Raw genomic sequence first — 20,273 nt, forward strand, 5'->3', positions numbered from 1 at the left:
AGTTATTTCCAAATTTTGCCTGAAATTTCTTTTATAAGGCGAAGTTTATTCCATTGCTGTTCTTCTGTTAAAATATTTCCTTCTTCTGTGGATGCAAAACCGCATTGCGGACTTAGACAAATTTGATTGATATCAATGTATTGAGTAGCCTCTTTAATACGTTTTATAATAATATCTTTTTTTTCTAATTCACCTGTTTTGGAACTTACAAGACCTAAAACTACCTGTTTATCTTTTATGAACCTTAAAGGTGAAAAATCACCAGCGCGATCTGTATCATATTCCAAATAAAATGCATCTACATTTTCTTTCTCAAACAATATCTCAGCTATTGGAGCATAACCACCGGATGAAGCCCATCTTGAACTGTAATTTCCACGACATACATGGGTTGTAATAATCATATCCTTTGGATGATCTTCAAGAGCTTTATTATTTACTTTCAAATATAAATTTGCAATGTCCTTTATATTTGTACCTTCATTTTGTCGGTTTTCCCAATAATTTTTATCACAAAACATACCCCAGGTGCAATCGTCAAATTGGAGATTTTTAGGTTCATATCATTATTTAAGTTGATCTTTTGAGTTCCTTTTATACCAAGGAAAAAATCTAAATGCCACCATGAACGCCTAAATTCTCCATCAGTAACTATCTTGAGCCCGATTTCTTGTTCTTTTTCCACTAATTTTTTAATCTCTATATTTTCGATAGCTTCAAGTTGGTTAGCTGTTATTTTATTATTTTGAAAATCCAATCGAGCTTTTTTAATTTCACTGCTGCGAAGAAAACTTCCTACAATATCATAATGAAAAGGTGGCCTGTGTTTTGTTGTGTTTAAAACCTTGTTAATCATATTAACCTCCATTTAAATATTAAAGTAGACAATAATTCAAATCATAACTAGTTGAAATAATATCATTTAAAATATTTATATAACATAGGGCTATTTTACTCATTTTGATATCCTTATGGGTAATCCATCCAATTGTCGATATACTTTCACTTTCAATAGGTATAGATTTAATTTTATTCCCATTTAATCCGGAAACTATGATTCCTGTTCCAATTGTATAACTGTTTGTTGTAACTAGTAGATTAGTCATAGTTGCTCTATCATTCACGTGAATACTTTTTGATATTTTTGAAAGATTTAATATCTCCTCTGAAAAATTAGAAGAGTCATTATTTCCTTGTTCAAATGTTATATATGGGAATTCTTTCACATCTTCAATAGTAACACTTTTTTTATGTGCAAGAGGATGATCCTTATTAATAAAAATATATGGATTTGTATTAAAAAGTGGAGTAAATTTTAAATTGTTATAGCTAAATAAGCTATTCATAATTTTTGAATTAGTTTCATTAATATATAAAATTCCAATATCACTATGTAATGTTCTAACATCTTGAATAATATTATATGTTTTTGTTTCCTTCAAACTAAATTCATATTGTGTAAGATCAACTTTATTTATTAATTTTATAAAGGCATTTACTGCAAAAGTATAATGCTGCGTTGAAATAGAAAAGTGAATCGGTTTTAATTCTACTCCATGATATCGATTTTCTATTAACTCAGTTTGTTCTATAATTTGCCGTGCGTATCCTAGAAACTCCACACCGTCTAGAGAAATACTAATTCCACGGTTAGTTCTATCAAATATTATTATTCCGAGTTCACCTTCAAGTTCTTTTATAGCGTTTGAAAGACTGGGTTGAGATATAAAAAGTTTTTTTGCTGCTTCATTTATTGAACCACAATTTGCAATTTCAATTGCATATTTTAATTGTTGTAGTGTCAAAATGTACTCCTCCTTAAAATTTAATAATTTATCCTTTAATATTAAATTCTTGTTTTATGGAGTTCAAAGCTGTTTTTCTGGTAGTATCACTAGCAAGAAATATATCAGTTGTAACTTTGTTTTTTTATATATAGGGTTTGTAATTCCAAGTTTAAGTTATACGTAAGCTGACATTTCCAAAATGTAGGCACATTAAAAAATTTTTTAGTAAGTATTAGTGAAGTATTTTTGAAAATCTTAGTGGGTTTTATATGTTTGAGCCTGCGAGTTTATAAAATCTGCTTAGATTTTTATAAATACGAACTTAGACTTACTAGAAATTTTTTAGGTGACGAATTTTGGAAATGTCAGCTGGAGTATAACTTAAGCTTTCATTTAAAGCCCCTATATTTATAATATAACTCAATAGTGTTTTTATGTAAATTATTTAATTATAAACCTATAGTAACGGTTAATTATAATTTTAAAAGATTCCCATTATAAAATGCTGTACGCCAAGAGAGGTAAGTGCAAGGACGATCCAACATGAAAAACCTAATATAATTGGTCTTGTGCCATTTTTTATGAGCTGTATAATATTGGTATTAAGGCCAACTGATACCATGGACATTACTATTACGAATTTTCCAGCCTCCGATAAAAATTTAGATACTGAAGTCGGTATTGGCAGGAAAGTATTAATTATTGATGCAGCTACAAATCCTAATACAAACCATGGGAATATCTTAGATATGTTGTATGACATATGCTTGTCCTTGGCTTTTTTTCTCGAAGTATAAATAGCAAGTACAAGGGTTACAGGAACTATTGCTAAAGTTCTTGTGAGTTTTACTATAACTGCAAGATTACCTGCTGCATTACTGTAGGAATAACCGGCAGCAACTACGGATGAAGTATCATTAACTGCAGTACCACTCCAGAGGCCGAAACATTGATTGCTCATATTAAATATGTGACCAAGAAACGGAAATAAAAAGGCTGCGATGGCATTAAAAAGAAATATGGTGGATATGGAATGAGCAACTTCACTGTCAGTTGCGTTAATTACTGGAGCTGCTGCTGCAATAGCTGAACCACCACATATTGAAGACCCGACTCCAATCAAGGTTGCTGTTTTACTATTTATTTTTAATAATTTGCTAACAAGATAAGCAGTGATAAATGCTGCGGATAAAGTAAAAATCATTAAAATAATTGTTTGTTTACCTACTTTAAAAACATTAAAAAGATTCATTCCAAAACCTATAAGTATAATTGAATATTGAAGTAATTTTTTTGATGTATAGGTTATACCTTCATCAAGATAGCTTGGTCTATTAAAAAATGCTAAGATCATACCGAACAAAATTCCGAGTACGGGACTTCCTATGATTGGAAAAATATTCCCAATTATCCATGCCGGTACTGCTATAATTAGTGCAAATAAAATTCCTGGAAATTTATTAATTATTGTTTTCATAATATCTTCCTCCTGTCCGTTTTTTATAATACACCTTGATGTTATGTAAGTAAAATATTATTATATTATTATAATAATAAGTATATACTAATATATAGGGAGGATATTATGACTTTAAGGCATTTCAATATATTTGTTGTTGTATGTGATAAAATGAATATGACTAAGGCTGCTGAAGTACTTTTTATATCTCAATCAGCAGTTAGTCAGGCAATTTCCGAACTTGAAGATCATTATGGAGTACGACTTTTTGAACGTTTATCAAGAAAACTTTACCTGACTCAGGCCGGGAAAAAATTGTTGAGTTATGCTAGATACATTATTAAATTAAATTCAGAATTGGAAAATAATATAAAAGCTTTATGTAAAAAAGGTTCTATTCGCATTGGCGCGAGTGTTACTGTTGGGGCTTATGTTCTGCCTAAACTTGTCTCAAACTTTCAAAAGACAGATCCTGAAACTGATATAAGAGTATATGAAGAAAATACTGAAACAATTGAAAAAATGCTCCTTCACGATGAAATCGATATGGCACTTGTTGAAGGAGAAACAACAAATCCTGATATTATAAATAGACCATTTATGAATGATGAATTGGTTCTTATATGTGATCCTAATCATAGATTTGCAAAACTTTCTTATGTTGAACCTTATGAACTTGAAAAAGAAAAGTTTATTATTCGTGAAAAAGGAAGTGGAACTCGTAAGACGTTTGAAGATAAGATGACAGAGAATAAATTAAAATGGCAGGCTGCATGGATATGTAATAATACTGATACAATCAAAATTGCAGTTGCAGAGGGACTTGGGATTTCTGTTATCTCAAAAAATTCAGTAATAAATGAATCTAAAGCAGGTATTATATGTAAGGTACCTATTAAAGGAATTAGTTTTAAAAGGCAATTTAAAATAATATGCCATAAAAATAAATATTTAACGGATGCTATGAGAAGTTTCATAAATTTGTGTATTAAAACTTATAAAATAGAGGATGGTTTGTACTAAAAATTAATTTACGATCCGGGATATGTTATAGGGTTTATAAATGAAAGCTTGACTTATGCTCCGGCCGGAATTTCCAAAATACGTCACGTAAAAAATTTCTAGTAAGTCTAAGCTTGTGTTCATAAAAATCTAAGCGGATTTTATAAACTCACTTTGTTCAAACATATAAAATCCACTAAGATTTTTAAGAACTATAAATACTTTTATTCTAGTAACATATCCTTATGTGTAAACAAACCTTTTAATATTGTAGTTTATTAATGCTGGCAGCCATGTTCGTGTTCATGACAGCAGTCACCTGAATCTACAAGAGAACCATTGATCCATTTTATAGCTGTATCCTTTACATCTCCAGAGCATCCACGCAAAACATCAATTTCAGAATTTTTCAGTACTTTTACAGCACCTTCCCCCATATTACCTGCAAGCATAAGTGTAACTCCCATATCTTTAAGTACACTAGCTATATTTGATTTACAGCCGCAGCCTTCTGGTGATGGTACGATCTCACGATTGGTTATTTGTTTAGTATCCATATTAACTGTAAAAACGGTAAAATATTCACAGTGTCCAAAATGATCATCAATTTGATTTCCGTGTGATGGTAGTGCAATTTTCATATAAAATACCTTCTCTCCTAATTATTGGTTATTGGCATATGCCTCTTATGTATTATAATAATCTTATAAATGGCATATGTCAATAAAAATATTAATTTTAAATATAAAAAGGCCGTGTTAGCTATTTTAGAATTACTAACACGGCTTTTTTTATGTATATATGCTAATATTATTTAACATTATACATACCATTATTTTGCATATAATTAAATATCTTTTCTCCATGCTGTTGTTCTTCTTTTTGTATATGGTTTAATACATTGCGTGCCTGAGGATCTTTGAATTCAAAAATCGAGGTATCATAAGCTCCAGAAACATATTTTTCTGTCATAAGTAGATCTGTGCACATATCTTTTTCGCAGTTACATCCACTTGCTTGATTTGTGCTTGAAGACAAATTTTGATTTTGCTGTTGTTGGTTTTGCTGCTGATTTTGTTGTTGACCCTGTTGCTGATTCATTTGAGGAATTGTGCCGCTTAATAATTGGTTTATAGTATTGAGATGATTTTTTTCCTCCTGACCGTTTTGATTAAATATTTGTTTGAGCTGAGGATCACTTGCCTGGTTTGCATAATTGGAGTATTTTTCTATACAGATCTCCTCATGATTTTTTTGATCCTCTAATAACATTCTTTCTTTTTCTGATAAATTTATATTCATAATAATACACCTCCAATTCTATTTTGTGTTAATATTATTATTTTATACTCATGTCTGCCAGAATTGGAGTGTCTCTAAAAATATGATTAGCTAATATGTTGATTTTTTAAATTTTTTCTATAATCTTTGAATTTATCTGCTATTTCGGGATTGATTTTTATAAATTCAAGAAAATCGTTAAAACAATTCATGGTTTCTTTACTTATCGTATGTTCAATTTTTTCCGTTTCTTCTAATATATTTGTTTCAGAAATGTCAAGTATTTTTAAAAATTCTTCAATCATGTTGTGACGTTTTAATAATTCAAATCCGATAAGTTTACCTTTTTCCTCAAGCGTCAGGATACCATATTTTTTATATTGTAAAAGATTTAGTTCTGCGAGTTTTTGTACCATCTTTGTTGCTGATGGAGGTTGCACGTTAAGTGCATTTGAAAGTTCATGAATTCTTGTAAAGCCTGTTTTTAATGACAATCTATATATCATTTCAACATAATCTTCCATAGAAGCAGTAAGATGGTTATCTTCTTTTTTCATATATTCATTGAAGGTGTAAAAAGTATTTTTCGTCATAATATTCACCTGCTTTGAGTTGAAATATTTAATAGATTATATGTATAAAGAGCTAAAAAGATTACTTTAAAGTAACACTTTATATGAAAATTACATAGTCTATATTATAAAAATTAGCCTTGGCTAACAAGATTAACTTATAATAACTATTTTAGTTAACATATATTAAAAAAGAAGGTGTACTACTTTTATGCGGAATGAAAAGAATTTAATTAATTCTGTATTCAGTGAATCAGGAGATATTTCTATAAAGAATAACATAATTAGAAATAGGAATATTGGAAAAAATAAAGTACGGGAATTTACAAAATTTTTAGGACCTGCATTTGTTGTAAGTGTTGCATATATTGATCCTGGTAATTTTGCGACAAATATAAGCGGAGGTTCTAAGTTCAATTATACATTAATATGGGTCATTTTGTGGAGTAATATTATGGCCGTATTTTTGCAGACTATGTCTGCAAAAATAGGGATTGCTACGGGGCATAATCTTCCTTACATGTGTTCAAAGGTATTTCCCAAAGCTCTTAATTGGATATTTTGGATTGTTGCTGAAATAGCAGCTATGGCAACAGATTTGGCAGAATTTTTAGGCGGAACTCTTGGAATGTATTTATTGTTCCATATACCTATGATATATGCGGGTTTATTAACAGGAGTTATAACTTTTATAATATGTTGTATGGAGAAGTATGGACAAAAAGTGATTGAAATCATAATATCAGCTCTTGTAGCAATAATTTCCGTTGCTTATATAATAGAAATATTTTTGGCCAAACCTGATTGGATTCAAGTTGGAATTCATACGATAATACCATCACTTCCTAATGGTGAGGCTGTATTAATTGCTGTTGGAATGCTTGGGGCAACAGTTATGCCACATGTAATATATCTTCATTCTGAACTTGTTCAAAACAGATGCACAGATTCATCTGATGCCGGCAAGTTAAAACATTTAAAAATGGAAAAGATAGATATTGCTATAGCAATGAATATAGCCTTTATTGTAAATGCTGCAATGGTTGTCGTATCTGCGGCTGTATTCTATAAGAATGGTATAATTGTAGATTCTATACAGCAGGCTCATAAATCATTACAGCCATTAATAGGACCGTTATCCAGTGGTATATTTGGTGTAGCGCTTCTTGCGGCTGGGCTTTCATCTTCTGCAGTTGGTACTTTGGCAGGTCAAACTATAATGAAGGGTTTTGTGAATTTAAGTATACCCGTAAATTTAAGAAGATTAATAACTATGATACCAGCTCTAATTATTATTTCATTTGGGCTTAATCCAATGTACGCTCTTGTGCTAAGTCAGGTTGTTTTAAGTTTTATTTTGCCATTTCCGATAATTCAGATGTTAATTATATCTAAACGTGAAGATTTAATGGGTGCTCTAGTAAATAAACGTGTTATAAGGTTAATGGGTATTTTTATAGCATCGGTAATAATAATTTTGAATACTATTCTTATATATTTTACATTTACGGGCCTTGCTTAAAATATATAAATATATGATATAATTTTTTTAGAGTAATTTAGGGTAATATTGTAAAGATATTTGAACAAAATAGATTAATAGAATGAATAATGATTTTTGGGATGGTGTTTTATGAATAAATTTGAAACAGTACTGATAACTGGTGCATCAAGTGGTATTGGTTGTGAACTTGCAAAAATATTTGCACAGAATGGATATAATCTTATTTTGATCGCTAGAAATATTATTAAATTAAATGAACTAGCTTGTGAGTTAATGGATAAGTACAATATAAAGGTATACGTATTGCAGCAGGACTTATTAGAAAATAATGCAGCTGAAAAAGTGTATGAGAGTGTAACTAAAATTGGTAAGAATGTGGATATACTTATAAATAATGCTGGAATAGGATATGTTGGATCATTTCATAAAAAATCATTAAAAAGTGACAAAGAAATTTTAAGACTTAATATAGTTACATTAACGGAACTTACAAAATTATTCTCAAAAGATATGGTAAAATTAAAAAAAGGTAAGATATTAAATGTTGCATCAACTGGATCATTTTCTCCGGGGCCTTTTACAGCAGTTTATTATGCAACAAAGGCATATGTTTTATCATTTTCAATGGCAATTTCAGAGGAACTGAAACCGTATAATGTTATGGTTTCAGTACTTTGTCCTGGTGCTACAAGAACAAATTTTTCAAAGAGAGCTGGTAAACGTGATAATAAAATAGGAATGTCACCAGATAAAGTTGCAAGAATCGCATATTTTGGATTACTAAAAAATAAGAGAATTATAATACCCGGAATTATAAATAAAATTTTAACCAAAATTCCGGGTAACTTAGTCTATAAAGTAGTCGGTATATACCAAAAAAAGTTAATGAACTAATTTATGTCAATATTATAAAATATAATTTTGGATTTAAAGTGGAAAATTATCCTTTAGCAAAATTATCATTACCTTTTTTCCCGAAGGTTTCTTCCCAAGTTTTTTCAGCATATGGTGCGAACTCTAGAGCTGATTTCGTTATTTTTTTATGAAATTCCTCATCGTGGAGCATTTTCTCTGCACCTAAGTCATCAGGTTTTGCACCTACTTCTTTACATACATTTATTATGACATTAGTATTATCTATCATCATGCATGGTCTTAACATATTTTTGTTATAAGGTTGCATTGATCTAAGCTTTTTGAAAAATGGATTTCTAAAGGCATCAATCAAATGGTTTCCTTTTAAATTCATCGTAGAAAAATGTGAGAATATGCATGGCTCAACATCTTCATGCGAATTAATATGAAAATAATATTTACCTGCTATACATCCACCAACATATGGTGCATCATTAAAGAAGTCCAAAGTGAAATATGGCTTAGCTGCCCGTATTTCCCTACATCTCTTTCCAAGGTAATCTCTTTGCTCGGCTGTAAGCATCATTTTAAAATCTTCATCATCGCCATTAACTGGCATGAACAGAAAATACCAACTCATTTTTGAACCTTTTTCGATTAACATATCTGTGAATTCATCGCTGAGAACTGTATTTATATTGGTTCTTGTAACTGCTGAGGATACTCCAAACAGTATTCCTCTATCATGAAGCAGTTCCATAGCTTTCATAACTTTTTTATACGTTCCCTTTCCCCTACGAGAGTCTGTGTCATCCTCAAAGCCTTCAACTGAGAGCATAGGTATAACATTGCCGCATTCTTTAAGTTTATCTGCAATTTCTTCATTTATTAGGAGTCCGCTAGTAAAAGGAGTAAACATTATATCATCATATTTTTTATATATATCTAGTAGATAATCATTAAAGAAAGGTTCACCACCCAGTATGATAATATAATAAATTCCTAGATCTCTAGCTTCCCCTATAATTCTATCGACCTCTTCTGGTGGTATATCATCTTCCTTACTGAAGCTTGAGGCGTAACATCCTTTACAGTGGAGTGGGCACCTCATAGATGGACTCAAAAGCATTACGAATGGTATTTTTGTGTCTTCATTATCCATATATTCCTGCCTTTTAGGACTGGCATACCAGATTGCATTTGAGAAGAAATTTGTAAAGAATTTTTTTAAACATTTAGGATCTGTATTTTCCAAAATATCCTGTATGAATTTATGTTTTGCTGCATCATTGTTATAGTAATTCTCAACAAATTCAATTTGGGATAGCGATGATTTATTTTTAGTTAGTAATTTTATAGCCGAAAATATTTTATTCGCATTTTCACCTGGATTCTTGTCAAGATAATCAATAATTTTACTTACAATGACTTGTTTAGTAGATTTTTCTAAAGAGTTTTTTATACTCATACATAATACCCCCCTTAAGTAAATTGATTATAAAATTATTATACCACTTTCTTTCAAAATAACTCTTGAACAATTTGTTATATATTATAAACAGTTTTTATCTATTCTATACCTATGTATCAGATAAGTAAATCCTTATATTTTACATGATATTAAAAATATGGATTTTTTTATAAGCATTTTAAATATAAAACTATTTTGTATAACTATGTAATAGTTATTGTAAATAAGAGAGTTCAAGTTTAAAACTGTTCTTGAGAGTATAATTTAAGAGGGTATAAAATTTGATTAATTCTAATTATATACTGAAATGGATATAAGTTAGTGAGTAAATATATATAAAAATTCTAAAAATAAATATTAAATAAATTATAAATAAAAACAAGGGGTTAAGTAATCTATGAAAAATATTTTTAGAATTTTTAAACGAGATCTTAAAAATATATTTACAAATTATGTGGCAATAATTATAATCACAGCCTTAATAATATTGCCGTCTCTTTATGCATGGTTTAATATTGCAGCATCATGGGATCCTTATTCAAATACTAAAAATCTTTCAGTTGCAATAGTAAATTTGGATCAGGGTTCTGAGTTTAAAAATATTAAGATAAATGTTGGAAAGGATGTTATTGCAAAATTAAAAAATGATCAAAATATAGGATGGAGGTTTGTAAGTAGTGAAGATGCAAAAAAAGGGGTTAAAACAGGAAAGTATTATGCCAGCATAACAATTACAAAAGATTTTTCTAAAAATCTTTTATCCATAATCAATGGCAATGTTATAAAGAAATCAGAACTAATATACTCAGTGAATGAAAAAATAAATGCTATAGCACCAAAAATAACTAAAAATGGGGCAACGGCACTTGAGGATGAAATTACGCGAAATTTTATTCAAACATGTAGTGATACTGTGTTTTCGTATTTAAATCAATTTGGAGTAGAACTTGAGCATATAAAACCTCAGCTTCAAAATATAGCTGATATAATAATGGATATGGATAAAGGTATGCCTAAGGTTGGTAATTATATAGACACTGCTTATACAAGTTCAATTCTATTTAAACAATTTTTAGGAGATGTTCAGAAAAATGTTTCAGTAGTGTCTGATGGATTAAATAAGACTGTAGATATTGCTGAAAAAAGTAACAATTTTATGAAAAAATCGAAATCTTCATTAGAAATGATACCTTCATGGATAAAGTCAGATTTGAATAGTATGAAAGATTCCATTAATAATGCTTTAGATATTTTAAAGGACATAAAACCTCTCATTGACAATAATCAGAGTGAAATGAGAAAGAAGTTAGTTATAATTGTGGATACTTGCGATTCTATGATTAAAAAGATTGATAATAATATTGAACTTCTTAACTCTATAAATAATTATGCGGATAGTGAAATTATTTCAAATTTTATAGGTAGATTATCTGATTTAAAAAATAAATTTATAGATGAAGAAAGTAAGTTAAATAAAATTATAGGCTATATAGATGATGGAAAAGAAGTATCTGACGAAGAAATAAATTCTATATTAAATGAAGCTAATGAAATTTCAAATTTAGCTACATTTATAAATAACGATTTTAGTGAAGATACATTTTATAGAATAGAAAGTATATTAGAGGATATATCTGGTCTTTCATCAGATGGAATAGAAATACTTCAAAATGCACAGAAAAATATACCTACCATAAATAGTTTAATTATAAATGCTGAAAATGGTACCAATATGGGATCTAATATATTAAAAGATATAAAAGATAGATTTCCTGAAGCTGCAAAACATGTACATTCGGATGCCGAAAAAATAAAGAATCTTACAGAAGATAGAAGATTAAATGAAGTAATAAATATAATGGAGAGAAATGCAAAAATGGAAAGTGATTTCTTAGCAAATCCTGTGGAAATGAAGCAGGAGAGAATTTATCCAATACCTAATTATGGATCTGCTATGGCTCCATTCTATACAGTTCTTGCAATTTGGGTCGGAGCCTTTATACTGTTATCTATACTTTCTGTTGGTGTTAATGATTTTTCTAATGGTATCAAGGTTACTCCCTTAGAAAGTTTTTTTGGACGGTATCTTACATTTGCAAGTATTACTATCATGCAGGCATTAGTAGTTACACTTGGAAATTTGTTTATATTAAAAACATATGTATTGCATCCATTTTGGTATGTGATATATGGAATATTTGTAAGTATAGTTTTTATTATGATTGTATACACCCTGGTTTCAGTATTTGGAAATATAGGAAAGGCGATTACAATGATAGCGCTTGTATTACAGGTTTCAGCTTCTGGAGGAACTTTCCCTGTAGAATTAATGTCTTCATTTTTTAGATATATAAATCCTCTGCTTCCTTTCACTTATGCAATAGGAGGCATGAGAGAACTTATTGGAGGAATATTAGAGAGTACATTAATTCGTGATGTCACCATATTATGTATATATTTTTTATTGGCTCTATTTATGGGAATTTTTTTTAAGGAAAAGATAAATAAATTAAATAAAAAATTCGTAAAAATGTTTAAGCAGAGTGGGCTGGTGGAATGAATAGTCTAATATAAAATACTATTCTAAATTAAAATTTACCAAGTATTTTAAATACTTGGTAAATTTTAATAACCTGTTTAATTATTTAAGTATATAAACTTTAACAGATCTTACGCCCCAATTTTGAGCTTCTCCTTCTGAGTTGAAAAATAAATCTATTCTATTTCCTTTTATAGCTCCGCCTGTATCTTCAGCTATTGCATAGCCATAACCTTCAACATAAACCCTCGATCCAATGGGAATAACTCTAGGATCTACTGCTATGGTACTATAACCACCGGGATCTCTCCTGGTTGATGTTCCAGAGGCAGTTATGCCGTCACCTGAGTATGCAGTTGCACATATATTAACAACCCCCGAATATGAAACTGAACCAGACATACCACGTGATAATGTACCACTGACATTAGATGCAGAAGCTGATTCATTAGATGTAGATGAAGATGAAGATTGACTTGCTAATAATTGTTCTTCTTTTTCTGTTACATTACTTAAAAGTTCCTTTTGCTCTTTTATATCACTATTTAGTTTTGATAATTTAATATCATTTGTTGATTTTAGAGCTTGCAATCTTGAATTTTCAGAGTCTAAGGCATTTTTTTGATTAAGTATGGCTTGTCTCTCTACCTTTAGCTTATTGATAACGTTTTTATCAAATCCTATTACTCTAGAGACAGTATCAAGTCTTGATAGGAAATCACTCAGATTTTGAGATGATAAAATAACATCAAGGTAACTCCCAGAACCATTTATATACATAGCTCTTATCCTCTTGCCAAATAAATTTTCCTGAGATTCAGAATTCTTCTTAGCAGTTTCTAATTTTACCTGTGTATCTTTAATGTTTTTTGCAATTTTATTCATATCCTGTTTATTTTTATCAACATTTTTCATTACATTATCAATTTGATTGTTTAAATCCTGAATTTTCGCTTGTACTTCTTTTTTGCTATTTTGAGTTTGCTTTAACTCATCAGATGTATTCGTATTTGGTGAAGCAAAAACGTTACTATTTATGATCACTGATAAAATCAACGCCATAAAAATAGATAGCATTTTTTTATTCAATAGCGTTCCCCTCCTATAAGATTAATTAAAAATCGGCTACTTCCTTGCCAATGCTTTTTATTATACCATTAAAATATACCAAAACTCAAGTTACAGGAGAAAAATATTATAAATTATTCCAAAAATGTATAATATTTAAATGCAATAAATATGAATAGATTACAGTTAATGCTATAAGGATACTTAAGACATGTATATGAACAATACATTGTATATCAATATTTTTCTTTATTTTTTAAATATAAAAGTGTAAAATCTATTTTATATTAATTAGAGTATTTTTTATTTAAAATTATTTTGTTAACATTTTGTGAAGGAGTGTTTTTTTTGTTCGATACACATATTCATACCAAATTTTCAACTGACTCAGATATGAAAATAGAAAAGGCATTAAATGATGCGAAAAGAAAGGGACTTTCGCTTATAATTACAGATCACATGGATTTAAAATTTCCTAAAAAGGGTTTATTTTGTTTCGATGAAAAAAAGTATTTTGAGGAATATTCAAAATATAAGGGGAATAATTTGTTAATTGGTATAGAAATAGGGATGAAAGAAGATTGTGAGACGGAAAGCAGAAAGTTGATAAATGACAATTGTTTTGATTATGTTATTGGTTCTATACATTTAATTGATGATCAAGATCTTTACTATGGGGAATACTATTCAGGAAAGACTAAAAAACAGGCTTATGATAAGTATTTTAAAACTATGTTTGACTGTGTAAGAATGTATGACTTTATAGATAGTATGGGACATATAGATTATATATCGAGATATGCCAAATTTGACGATAAGGAAATATATTATAATGAACATGCAAATTTAATAGATTCTATATTTAATGTAATTATAGAAAGGGATCAATGTATAGAATTAAATACAAGAAGATTGAGTGATAAAACTGCTGTGAAGGGTATGATCCCGATATATAAAAGGTTCAGGGAACTTGGAGGAAGGTATATAACTATTGGATCAGATGCACACAATGTAGATGCAATAGGAATGAATTTCAAAGTTGGATTAGAGATTGCAGATATGTGTAATCTTAAAATAGTTTACTTTAAGAACAGAAAGAGAGAGTATGAAAAATACTAACTTTAAGGCTATAGGGTTTGTAACTGAAAAGTTAATCCATCCTTCGGGAGATACTGACAAAATCCAGTACTATAAATACTTTTAGTAATTCTAAAGCCCGGTATTTTGAAAATCTAATAAATATTGATAAACTCGCTGTGCTCAAACAGTATCAATATTTATATATTTTCTAAAATGCCGGGCTAAGAATTACAATAAAAGTATTTAATGTATCTATATTTTGTCAGTATCTCCCGAAGGTTAAATTAACTTTCAAATTACAAACCCTATATTATTTTTTACCCCAGAGTTTAATTAGTCTGTTTTTAATTCTGTCCTCGAAGCCATTGAATGTTGGTTTGTAATATACTGTATCCTTATGGGAATCAGGCAAATACTGCTGTTTTACAAATCCACCGTAAGAATGAGGATACATATAACCAATACCATTTCCAAGTTTAGATGCACCTTTATAATTGGCGTCTCTTAGATAGGGGGGTACACCAGAATCTCCACGTTCTTTAACATCAGTTAATGCAGAATCAATTGCAATACAGGAAGCATTTGATTTTGGTGCTGATGCTACATATATGGCTGCCTCAGATAATGCATATCTGCACTCAGGCATACCTATCATGTGTACGGCATTCATGGCATTTGTAGCAACAACCAAAGCCATCGGATCAGCGTTACCGACATCTTCTGAGGCTTGAATGACAATTCTCCTCGCTATGAACATTGGATCTTCACCGGAATCCAGCATTTTAGCTAGATAAAAAATTGCTGCATCTGGAGAACTTCCTCTGAGAGATTTTATAAAGGCACTTATAGTATCGTAATGTGAGGTTCCACTTTTATCATATAGAGATATTTTCTTTTGGATACATTCTTTTGCATCATTAACAGTTATAAATATTTTATCATCTTTTCTTGATGATGTCTTAACAGCCATATCCAAAGCATTTAAAGCTTTTCTTATGTCACCATTACTGTGTACTGCAAAATAATCAAGTACCTCGGGTTCCATTTCTATTTTTAGATAGCTAAATCCTTTCGGGCTTTTAATAGTGTTTTTAAGTGCTTTTTTTACATTATCATAAGAAATTGGTTTAAACCCAAAAATCATTGAACGTGAAAGAAGAGCATTGTTAATTTCAAAATAGGGATTTTCTGTAGTAGCACCTATTAATATGATAATACCTTTTTCAACTGCATTTAGTACACTATCTTGCTGCGCTTTATTAAATCTATGTATCTCATCAATAAACAGTATTGTTCTCTTTGAGTAGAATTTTAAGTTGTCTTCTGCTTCTTTAATAATTTTTTTTACATCGGCTGTACCTGAATTTACAGCGCTTAATTCATAAAAAATTGCCTTAGTTGTATTTGCTATAATTCGCGCAAGAGTAGTTTTCCCAACGCCAGGTGGTCCATAAAAAATTGCTGAAGAAATATTATCTGTAATTATTGCTCTATATAGCATTTTGTCTCTACCCAAGATATGTTCCTGACCGATAAATTCTTCTAAAGTCTCGGGTCTCATCCTTTCAGGTAATGGTTTTAACTCTTTATTATTTTTTTCATTAGCAATATCAAATAAGTCCATAATATCACCGCCCTTAGAACATATTTTATATCATTATACACTATACTGCAAAAATTAGTATTTTATTGTTGACAATTTTACTATGATTTGATATTATAAAAACATAAAGTATAGTAAAGTACTCAACATTAAAGGAAGTGGTTAAGTGAAGCTATCAACTAAAGGTAGATACGGTGTGAAAGCTGTGGTTGATCTGGCAATTCATTATGGTGAACCGCCATTATCCATAAAGAGTATATCCGAAAGTCAAAATATATCTGAATATTATCTCGAACAATTATTTTCTTCCTTGAGAAAGGCTGGACTCATAAAGAGTATTAGAGGAGCTCAGGGAGGATACATATTAAGTAGAGATCCAAAAGATATAACAGTAGCTGAAGTTATGACAATTCTGGAAGGACCAGTTGAAATATCAGATTGTATAGATGCAAGCAAGGAAAATGTATGCAGCAATGTTGATTATTGTGCTACAAGGCTTTTATGGACTAGGATAAAGCAAAGTATTGACAATGTGATGGAATCGACCACACTTCAAGATATGGTAGATGATTATAAACAAATGAATTTAAACAAAGTGAAGGGAGATAATTTATAAATGGATAAAAAAATTTATATGGATTATTCAGCAACTACTTATACTAAGCCGGAGGTATTGGAAGAGATGCTTCCTTACTTTACCGAGTATTTTGGGAACCCATCTTCTTTGTATTCTATATCAGATGAGCCTAAGAAGGCTATAGATAAAGCTAGAGGAAGAGTTGCAAAAGCTTTGAATGCTGAAAAAAGTGAGATATTTTTTACAGCAGGAGGTTCAGAGAGTGATAACTGGATACTAAAGGGAATAGCATTTGCAAATAAAAATAAAGGAAATCATATTATAACAACTAAAATAGAACATCATGCTATATTAAATGCATGTAAATTTCTCGAAAGAAATGGATTTGAAGTAACATATCTTCCAGTAGATGAATATGGTTTTATAAATTTAAATGATCTGAAAAATGCTATTACAGATAAAACTATATTGGTTTCGATAATGTTTGCTAATAATGAGGTAGGAACTATTCAACCTATCGAAGAAATAGGCAAGATATGCAAAGAACATAAGATATATTTTCACACAGATGCAGTTCAGGCTGTTACACATGTAAACATAGATGTCAAAGCGATGAACATAGATGCACTTTCGATGTCAGGACATAAATTTTATGGACCTAAGGGAATAGGAGCTATGTACTTAAGAAAAGGTGTAAAAATAGAGAATCTTATTCATGGTGGAGAGCAGGAAAAAGGTAAGAGAGCTTCGACTGAAAATGTTCCTGGAATAGTTGGAATAGGGAAAGCAATAGAGTTAGCTACGAATGAAATGGAAAAAGAATCAGCAAGGCTTTCGAAACTTAGAAATAATCTGCTCGAAAATATACCGCAAATGATACCTTATACTAGAATAAATGGACCAATAGGAAAGGACTTAGATAAAAGGTTACCTGGAAATGCTAATTTTAGTTTTATAGGTATAGAAGGTGAAACACTTTTACTTGATTTGAATGATTATGGTATAGAGATTTCAACAGGAAGTGCTTGTGCATCAGCTTCACTGGATCCATCACATGTACTTCTATCTTTAGGATTGCCTCATGAGATAGCACATGGATCAATGAGACTAAGTCTTGGAGCAGGAACTACAGAAGAGGACGTAGACTATGCACTTAAAGTAATTCCTAAGGTTGTTAAGAGAAGAAGAGATATGTCACCACTTTGGGAAGAATTTTTGTCAAATGAGAAAAATAAGAAAGAAGGTAAATAATTATGATGTATAGTGAAAAAGTTATGGATCATTTTAGAAATCCTAGAAATGTAGGAGAAATTCCTGACGCGAATGGTATAGGAGAGGTTGGAAACCCACAATGTGGAGATATAATGAAAATGTATATAAAGGTTGAGGATAATGTCATAAAGGATGTTAAATTTAAGACATTTGGCTGCGGTTCTGCAATAGCTTCTTCAAGTATGGCTACTGAACTTATAAAGGGAAAGACATTAGAGGATGCATGGAGTCTTACAAATAAAGCGGTAGCTGAAGCATTAGACGGACTTCCACCAGTAAAAATACATTGTTCAGTTTTGGCGGAAGAGGCAATTCATAAAGCAATAAATAACTACAGAGAGTCAGTAGGACTAGAACCTTGGGATTTAAAAACACATTCAGAGACTATTCATGAACATGTTCACGGAAATTAATAACTTGTTTCTAATATAACCTCTTTTTAAAGAGGTTATATTTTTTTTGTATTTGGGAAAAATACCATAGAGAATTTGTATTTAGGAGATGTGCATTATGTATAGATCTAAGGATTTTATGCTTATGGAGGTAATAGATTTAACTGGTAAAAAGCTTGGACTTATAAATGATATTATTGTAGATTTTGATAGCAGAAAAGTACTTGGGTTTAGTGTATCATCTAATAATTGGTTCGGAAAAAATATTAGTATCTTGTTTGAGGATATTGTAAGTTTTAATTCTGTGATGATAGTTGCAAAAGCTACAAATGGTGATTTCTTAAATTTTAAGGATGTAAAAGGAATAGATGTTCGTGATAGAGAAGAGAATATAATTGGCATAGTAGAAGATATAATGTTTGAAGAAAAGAAATTTAATATACTTACATTGGTGGTATCGACAGGTATTATTAATAATTTTATATACGGGAAAAAAATAGTACTTGTAAAAGATATAATACTTGGGGATAAGAATATTTTTTTGAATAAGAGAAGTGAGAATGTAAGTTTATTGAGTTTGCCACATCGATTATTTAAGGAAGATGATTTAGATGAAGGTAGATTATAAAAGCAAAAAAATAAGATATATTTTATCTGCACTTATAGGTTTGTTAATAATATATCTTCTAATAAAAAGTATTATAATAAGAGAAGTAGTATACCTGGTTTTTATTTCTTTTATCATATCATATGCATTAAAACCTGTACAAAAATATCTAGAGGGATTTGGTCTAAAGAGCAATTATAGTGCACTTATTATCATATGTGTATTGACATTTATATTTATTTTAGGTATAGGTATTTTAATACCATCTATAATTAGAGAAGGTTCAAATATAAGTGATGCTGTGAGCGGGATTCAGAATTTTATTGATAATTTATACTATAAAATAAAAATAATAAGTAATAATCCAACTATATATAGAATAATGAATGATTTGTCACTTAAAGTAAATCATCAGATTACATTAGCAGGATCAAGATTGTTTGATGTAATACTTAATATGGGGGGAAATTTAATGGCATTTGCTATTATTCCGATAATATCATACTATTTTTTATCAGATGCCAATAATATAAATAACACGGCTTTAAATTTTTTCCCGGCAAAAAGCAGAAATATAATAAAAAAAATTAGCTTAGATATAGATAAAGTACTTGGAAAATATATATTAAGTCAATTGTTTTTGTGTGCAATTATCGGAGCATTTACGTTTATTATACTTATGTTTTTTAAGGTGGATTTTCCTGTAATATTGTCTATGTATAATGCATTTATGAATATAATTCCGTATTTTGGACCGATATTTGGAGCATTCCCGGTTATTTTTGTTGCATTAATAAGGTCACCGCAAAGTGCACTGTGGGTTACAGTCTGGCTTTATATACTACAACAGGTAGAAGGAAATATACTATCACCTAAGGTTACAGGAGATAGTGTAAGTATGCATCCTCTGATGGTAATAATTTTATTGATTTTAGGCGGGAAAATAGCAGGATTCATGGGAATGATACTTGCAATTCCAATTGGAGTAATAATTAAAGGAATTTATGATAATATAAATTATTACATATTTTAATGGTTTGATTTTATAGTTAACTCTATATTGACATATTGTAAAGTTTTGCTTATAATCATATAATAATCAAGTAAAAATGTAATATTATTGATGATGATCAGGAGAAGTAAATATATTTCTGCACTTAGAGAAAAAGTGGTTGGTGAAAACTTTTTGAGAATAATATTGAAG

The 20,273-nt window shown here is 29.8% G+C and carries 18 protein-coding genes, 1 pseudogene and 1 other annotated feature (1 of these 20 cut by a window edge); of the genes and pseudogenes, 10 read left to right on the top strand and 9 right to left on the bottom strand.

The annotated features are described in order from the left end of the window. Positions 1–2: 2 nt before the first annotated feature. From D4Z93_RS06080 to D4Z93_RS06090, 3 genes and pseudogenes are all read right to left on the bottom strand, one after another. Positions 3–856 (bottom strand): annotated as a pseudogene (locus D4Z93_RS06080) (uroporphyrinogen decarboxylase/cobalamine-independent methonine synthase family protein). Positions 857–875: 19 nt separating this feature from the next. Continuing rightward, the gene (locus tag D4Z93_RS06085) at positions 876–1,805 is read right to left on the bottom strand and encodes a LysR family transcriptional regulator (protein ID WP_119971320.1); all 930 of its coding nucleotides are present in this window, start codon (positions 1,803–1,805) and stop codon (positions 876–878) included. A gap of 463 nt (positions 1,806–2,268) precedes the next feature. Then, positions 2,269–3,264, bottom strand: coding sequence for a YeiH family protein (locus D4Z93_RS06090; protein ID WP_119971323.1), 996 nt, complete (start codon positions 3,262–3,264; stop codon positions 2,269–2,271). A gap of 108 nt (positions 3,265–3,372) precedes the next feature. Between D4Z93_RS06090 and D4Z93_RS06095 the strand changes: the two genes are divergently transcribed. Further along, entirely contained in the window at positions 3,373–4,269 is an 897-nt protein-coding gene (locus D4Z93_RS06095; protein ID WP_119971325.1) for a LysR family transcriptional regulator, read from the top strand. Positions 4,270–4,526: 257 nt separating this feature from the next. Here the strand turns inward: D4Z93_RS06095 and D4Z93_RS06100 are convergent, their stop codons facing one another. The 3 genes from D4Z93_RS06100 to mntR form a co-directional block, all read right to left on the bottom strand. Next, entirely contained in the window at positions 4,527–4,889 is a 363-nt protein-coding gene (locus D4Z93_RS06100) for a NifB/NifX family molybdenum-iron cluster-binding protein (protein WP_119971328.1), read from the bottom strand. A gap of 169 nt (positions 4,890–5,058) precedes the next feature. Further along, on the bottom strand, positions 5,059–5,550 hold the full coding sequence (locus tag D4Z93_RS06105) for a spore coat protein (RefSeq protein WP_119971331.1): 492 nt from the start codon (positions 5,548–5,550) through the stop codon (positions 5,059–5,061). Positions 5,551–5,636: 86 nt separating this feature from the next. Next, on the bottom strand, positions 5,637–6,122 hold the full coding sequence (gene mntR, locus D4Z93_RS06110) for a transcriptional regulator MntR (RefSeq protein ID WP_119971333.1): 486 nt from the start codon (positions 6,120–6,122) through the stop codon (positions 5,637–5,639). A gap of 190 nt (positions 6,123–6,312) precedes the next feature. On the opposite strand from mntR, the gene D4Z93_RS06115 reads away from it, so the two are divergent. Next, positions 6,313–7,623: an Nramp family divalent metal transporter gene (locus D4Z93_RS06115; RefSeq protein ID WP_119971335.1), complete on the top strand. Its 1,311-nt coding sequence runs from the start codon at positions 6,313–6,315 to the stop codon at positions 7,621–7,623. Positions 7,624–7,734: 111 nt separating this feature from the next. After that, the gene (locus D4Z93_RS06120; RefSeq protein WP_119971338.1) at positions 7,735–8,499 is read left to right on the top strand and encodes an SDR family NAD(P)-dependent oxidoreductase; all 765 of its coding nucleotides are present in this window, start codon (positions 7,735–7,737) and stop codon (positions 8,497–8,499) included. 46 nt (positions 8,500–8,545) lie between these two features. Here the strand turns inward: D4Z93_RS06120 and D4Z93_RS06125 are convergent, their stop codons facing one another. Continuing rightward, the gene (locus D4Z93_RS06125; RefSeq protein WP_119971340.1) at positions 8,546–9,928 is read right to left on the bottom strand and encodes a radical SAM/SPASM domain-containing protein; all 1,383 of its coding nucleotides are present in this window, start codon (positions 9,926–9,928) and stop codon (positions 8,546–8,548) included. A gap of 400 nt (positions 9,929–10,328) precedes the next feature. On the opposite strand from D4Z93_RS06125, the gene D4Z93_RS06130 reads away from it, so the two are divergent. Continuing rightward, the gene (locus D4Z93_RS06130; protein ID WP_119971343.1) at positions 10,329–12,491 is read left to right on the top strand and encodes a YhgE/Pip domain-containing protein; all 2,163 of its coding nucleotides are present in this window, start codon (positions 10,329–10,331) and stop codon (positions 12,489–12,491) included. An 81-nt stretch (positions 12,492–12,572) separates the two neighbouring features. Here the strand turns inward: D4Z93_RS06130 and D4Z93_RS06135 are convergent, their stop codons facing one another. Then, the gene (locus D4Z93_RS06135; protein WP_119971346.1) at positions 12,573–13,559 is read right to left on the bottom strand and encodes a 3D domain-containing protein; all 987 of its coding nucleotides are present in this window, start codon (positions 13,557–13,559) and stop codon (positions 12,573–12,575) included. Positions 13,560–13,886: 327 nt separating this feature from the next. Here D4Z93_RS06135 and D4Z93_RS06140 point away from each other — a divergent pair, with 327 nt between their 5' ends. Beyond that, a complete protein-coding gene (locus tag D4Z93_RS06140; RefSeq protein ID WP_119971348.1) occupies positions 13,887–14,657 on the top strand; it encodes a histidinol phosphate phosphatase in 771 nt (256 codons plus the stop codon). A gap of 271 nt (positions 14,658–14,928) precedes the next feature. On the opposite strand, the gene D4Z93_RS06145 is transcribed toward D4Z93_RS06140, so the two are convergent. Beyond that, positions 14,929–16,242 carry a replication-associated recombination protein A gene (locus D4Z93_RS06145; RefSeq protein ID WP_119971351.1) on the bottom strand — a complete coding sequence of 438 codons (1,314 nt, stop codon included), beginning with the start codon at positions 16,240–16,242 and terminating at the stop codon, positions 14,929–14,931. Positions 16,243–16,387: 145 nt separating this feature from the next. Between D4Z93_RS06145 and D4Z93_RS06150 the strand changes: the two genes are divergently transcribed. From D4Z93_RS06150 to D4Z93_RS06170, 5 genes are all read left to right on the top strand, one after another. Further along, entirely contained in the window at positions 16,388–16,837 is a 450-nt protein-coding gene (locus D4Z93_RS06150; RefSeq protein WP_119971354.1) for an RrF2 family transcriptional regulator, read from the top strand. Beyond that, positions 16,838–18,049, top strand: a complete 1,212-nt coding sequence (gene nifS / locus D4Z93_RS06155; protein ID WP_119971356.1) for a cysteine desulfurase NifS — start codon at positions 16,838–16,840, stop codon at positions 18,047–18,049. Positions 18,050–18,054: 5 nt separating this feature from the next. Beyond that, on the top strand, positions 18,055–18,483 hold the full coding sequence (gene nifU, locus D4Z93_RS06160) for a Fe-S cluster assembly scaffold protein NifU (protein ID WP_119974255.1): 429 nt from the start codon (positions 18,055–18,057) through the stop codon (positions 18,481–18,483). 97 nt (positions 18,484–18,580) lie between these two features. Beyond that, a complete protein-coding gene (locus D4Z93_RS06165) occupies positions 18,581–19,090 on the top strand; it encodes a PRC-barrel domain-containing protein (RefSeq protein WP_119971358.1) in 510 nt (169 codons plus the stop codon). Further along, complete coding sequence (locus tag D4Z93_RS06170) at positions 19,074–20,102, top strand: AI-2E family transporter (protein WP_119971361.1); 1,029 nt, start codon at positions 19,074–19,076, stop codon at positions 20,100–20,102. The genes D4Z93_RS06165 and D4Z93_RS06170 overlap by 17 nt, the downstream gene beginning before the upstream one ends. Before the next feature lie 84 nt (positions 20,103–20,186). After that, positions 20,187–20,273: a binding site (T-box leader), on the top strand; it runs 85 nt beyond the window's last position.

It is taken from the genome of Clostridium fermenticellae (genome assembly GCF_003600355.1).
In the GTDB taxonomy this organism is placed as follows: domain Bacteria; phylum Bacillota; class Clostridia; order Clostridiales; family Clostridiaceae; genus Clostridium_AV; species Clostridium_AV fermenticellae.

Bases quoted from the DNA above. Each gene is read 5' to 3' on its own strand.
- D4Z93_RS06095 (WP_119971325.1), top strand. From the start codon at position 3,373: ATGACTTTAAGGCATTTCAATATATTTGTTGTTGTATGTGATAAAATG.
- D4Z93_RS06125 (WP_119971340.1), bottom strand. From the start codon at position 9,928: ATGAGTATAAAAAACTCTTTAGAAAAATCTACTAAACAAGTCATTGTA.
- D4Z93_RS06145 (WP_119971351.1), bottom strand. From the start codon at position 16,242: ATGGACTTATTTGATATTGCTAATGAAAAAAATAATAAAGAGTTAAAA.
- D4Z93_RS06115 (WP_119971335.1), top strand. From the start codon at position 6,313: ATGCGGAATGAAAAGAATTTAATTAATTCTGTATTCAGTGAATCAGGA.
- D4Z93_RS06130 (WP_119971343.1), top strand. From the start codon at position 10,329: ATGAAAAATATTTTTAGAATTTTTAAACGAGATCTTAAAAATATATTT.
- nifU (WP_119974255.1), top strand. From the start codon at position 18,055: ATGTATAGTGAAAAAGTTATGGATCATTTTAGAAATCCTAGAAATGTA.
- D4Z93_RS06105 (WP_119971331.1), bottom strand. From the start codon at position 5,550: ATGAATATAAATTTATCAGAAAAAGAAAGAATGTTATTAGAGGATCAA.
- mntR (WP_119971333.1), bottom strand. From the start codon at position 6,122: ATGACGAAAAATACTTTTTACACCTTCAATGAATATATGAAAAAAGAA.
- D4Z93_RS06165 (WP_119971358.1), top strand. From the start codon at position 18,581: ATGTATAGATCTAAGGATTTTATGCTTATGGAGGTAATAGATTTAACT.
- nifS (WP_119971356.1), top strand. From the start codon at position 16,838: ATGGATAAAAAAATTTATATGGATTATTCAGCAACTACTTATACTAAG.
- D4Z93_RS06170 (WP_119971361.1), top strand. From the start codon at position 19,074: ATGAAGGTAGATTATAAAAGCAAAAAAATAAGATATATTTTATCTGCA.
- D4Z93_RS06100 (WP_119971328.1), bottom strand. From the start codon at position 4,889: ATGAAAATTGCACTACCATCACACGGAAATCAAATTGATGATCATTTT.
- D4Z93_RS06120 (WP_119971338.1), top strand. From the start codon at position 7,735: ATGAATAAATTTGAAACAGTACTGATAACTGGTGCATCAAGTGGTATT.
- D4Z93_RS06090 (WP_119971323.1), bottom strand. From the start codon at position 3,264: ATGAAAACAATAATTAATAAATTTCCAGGAATTTTATTTGCACTAATT.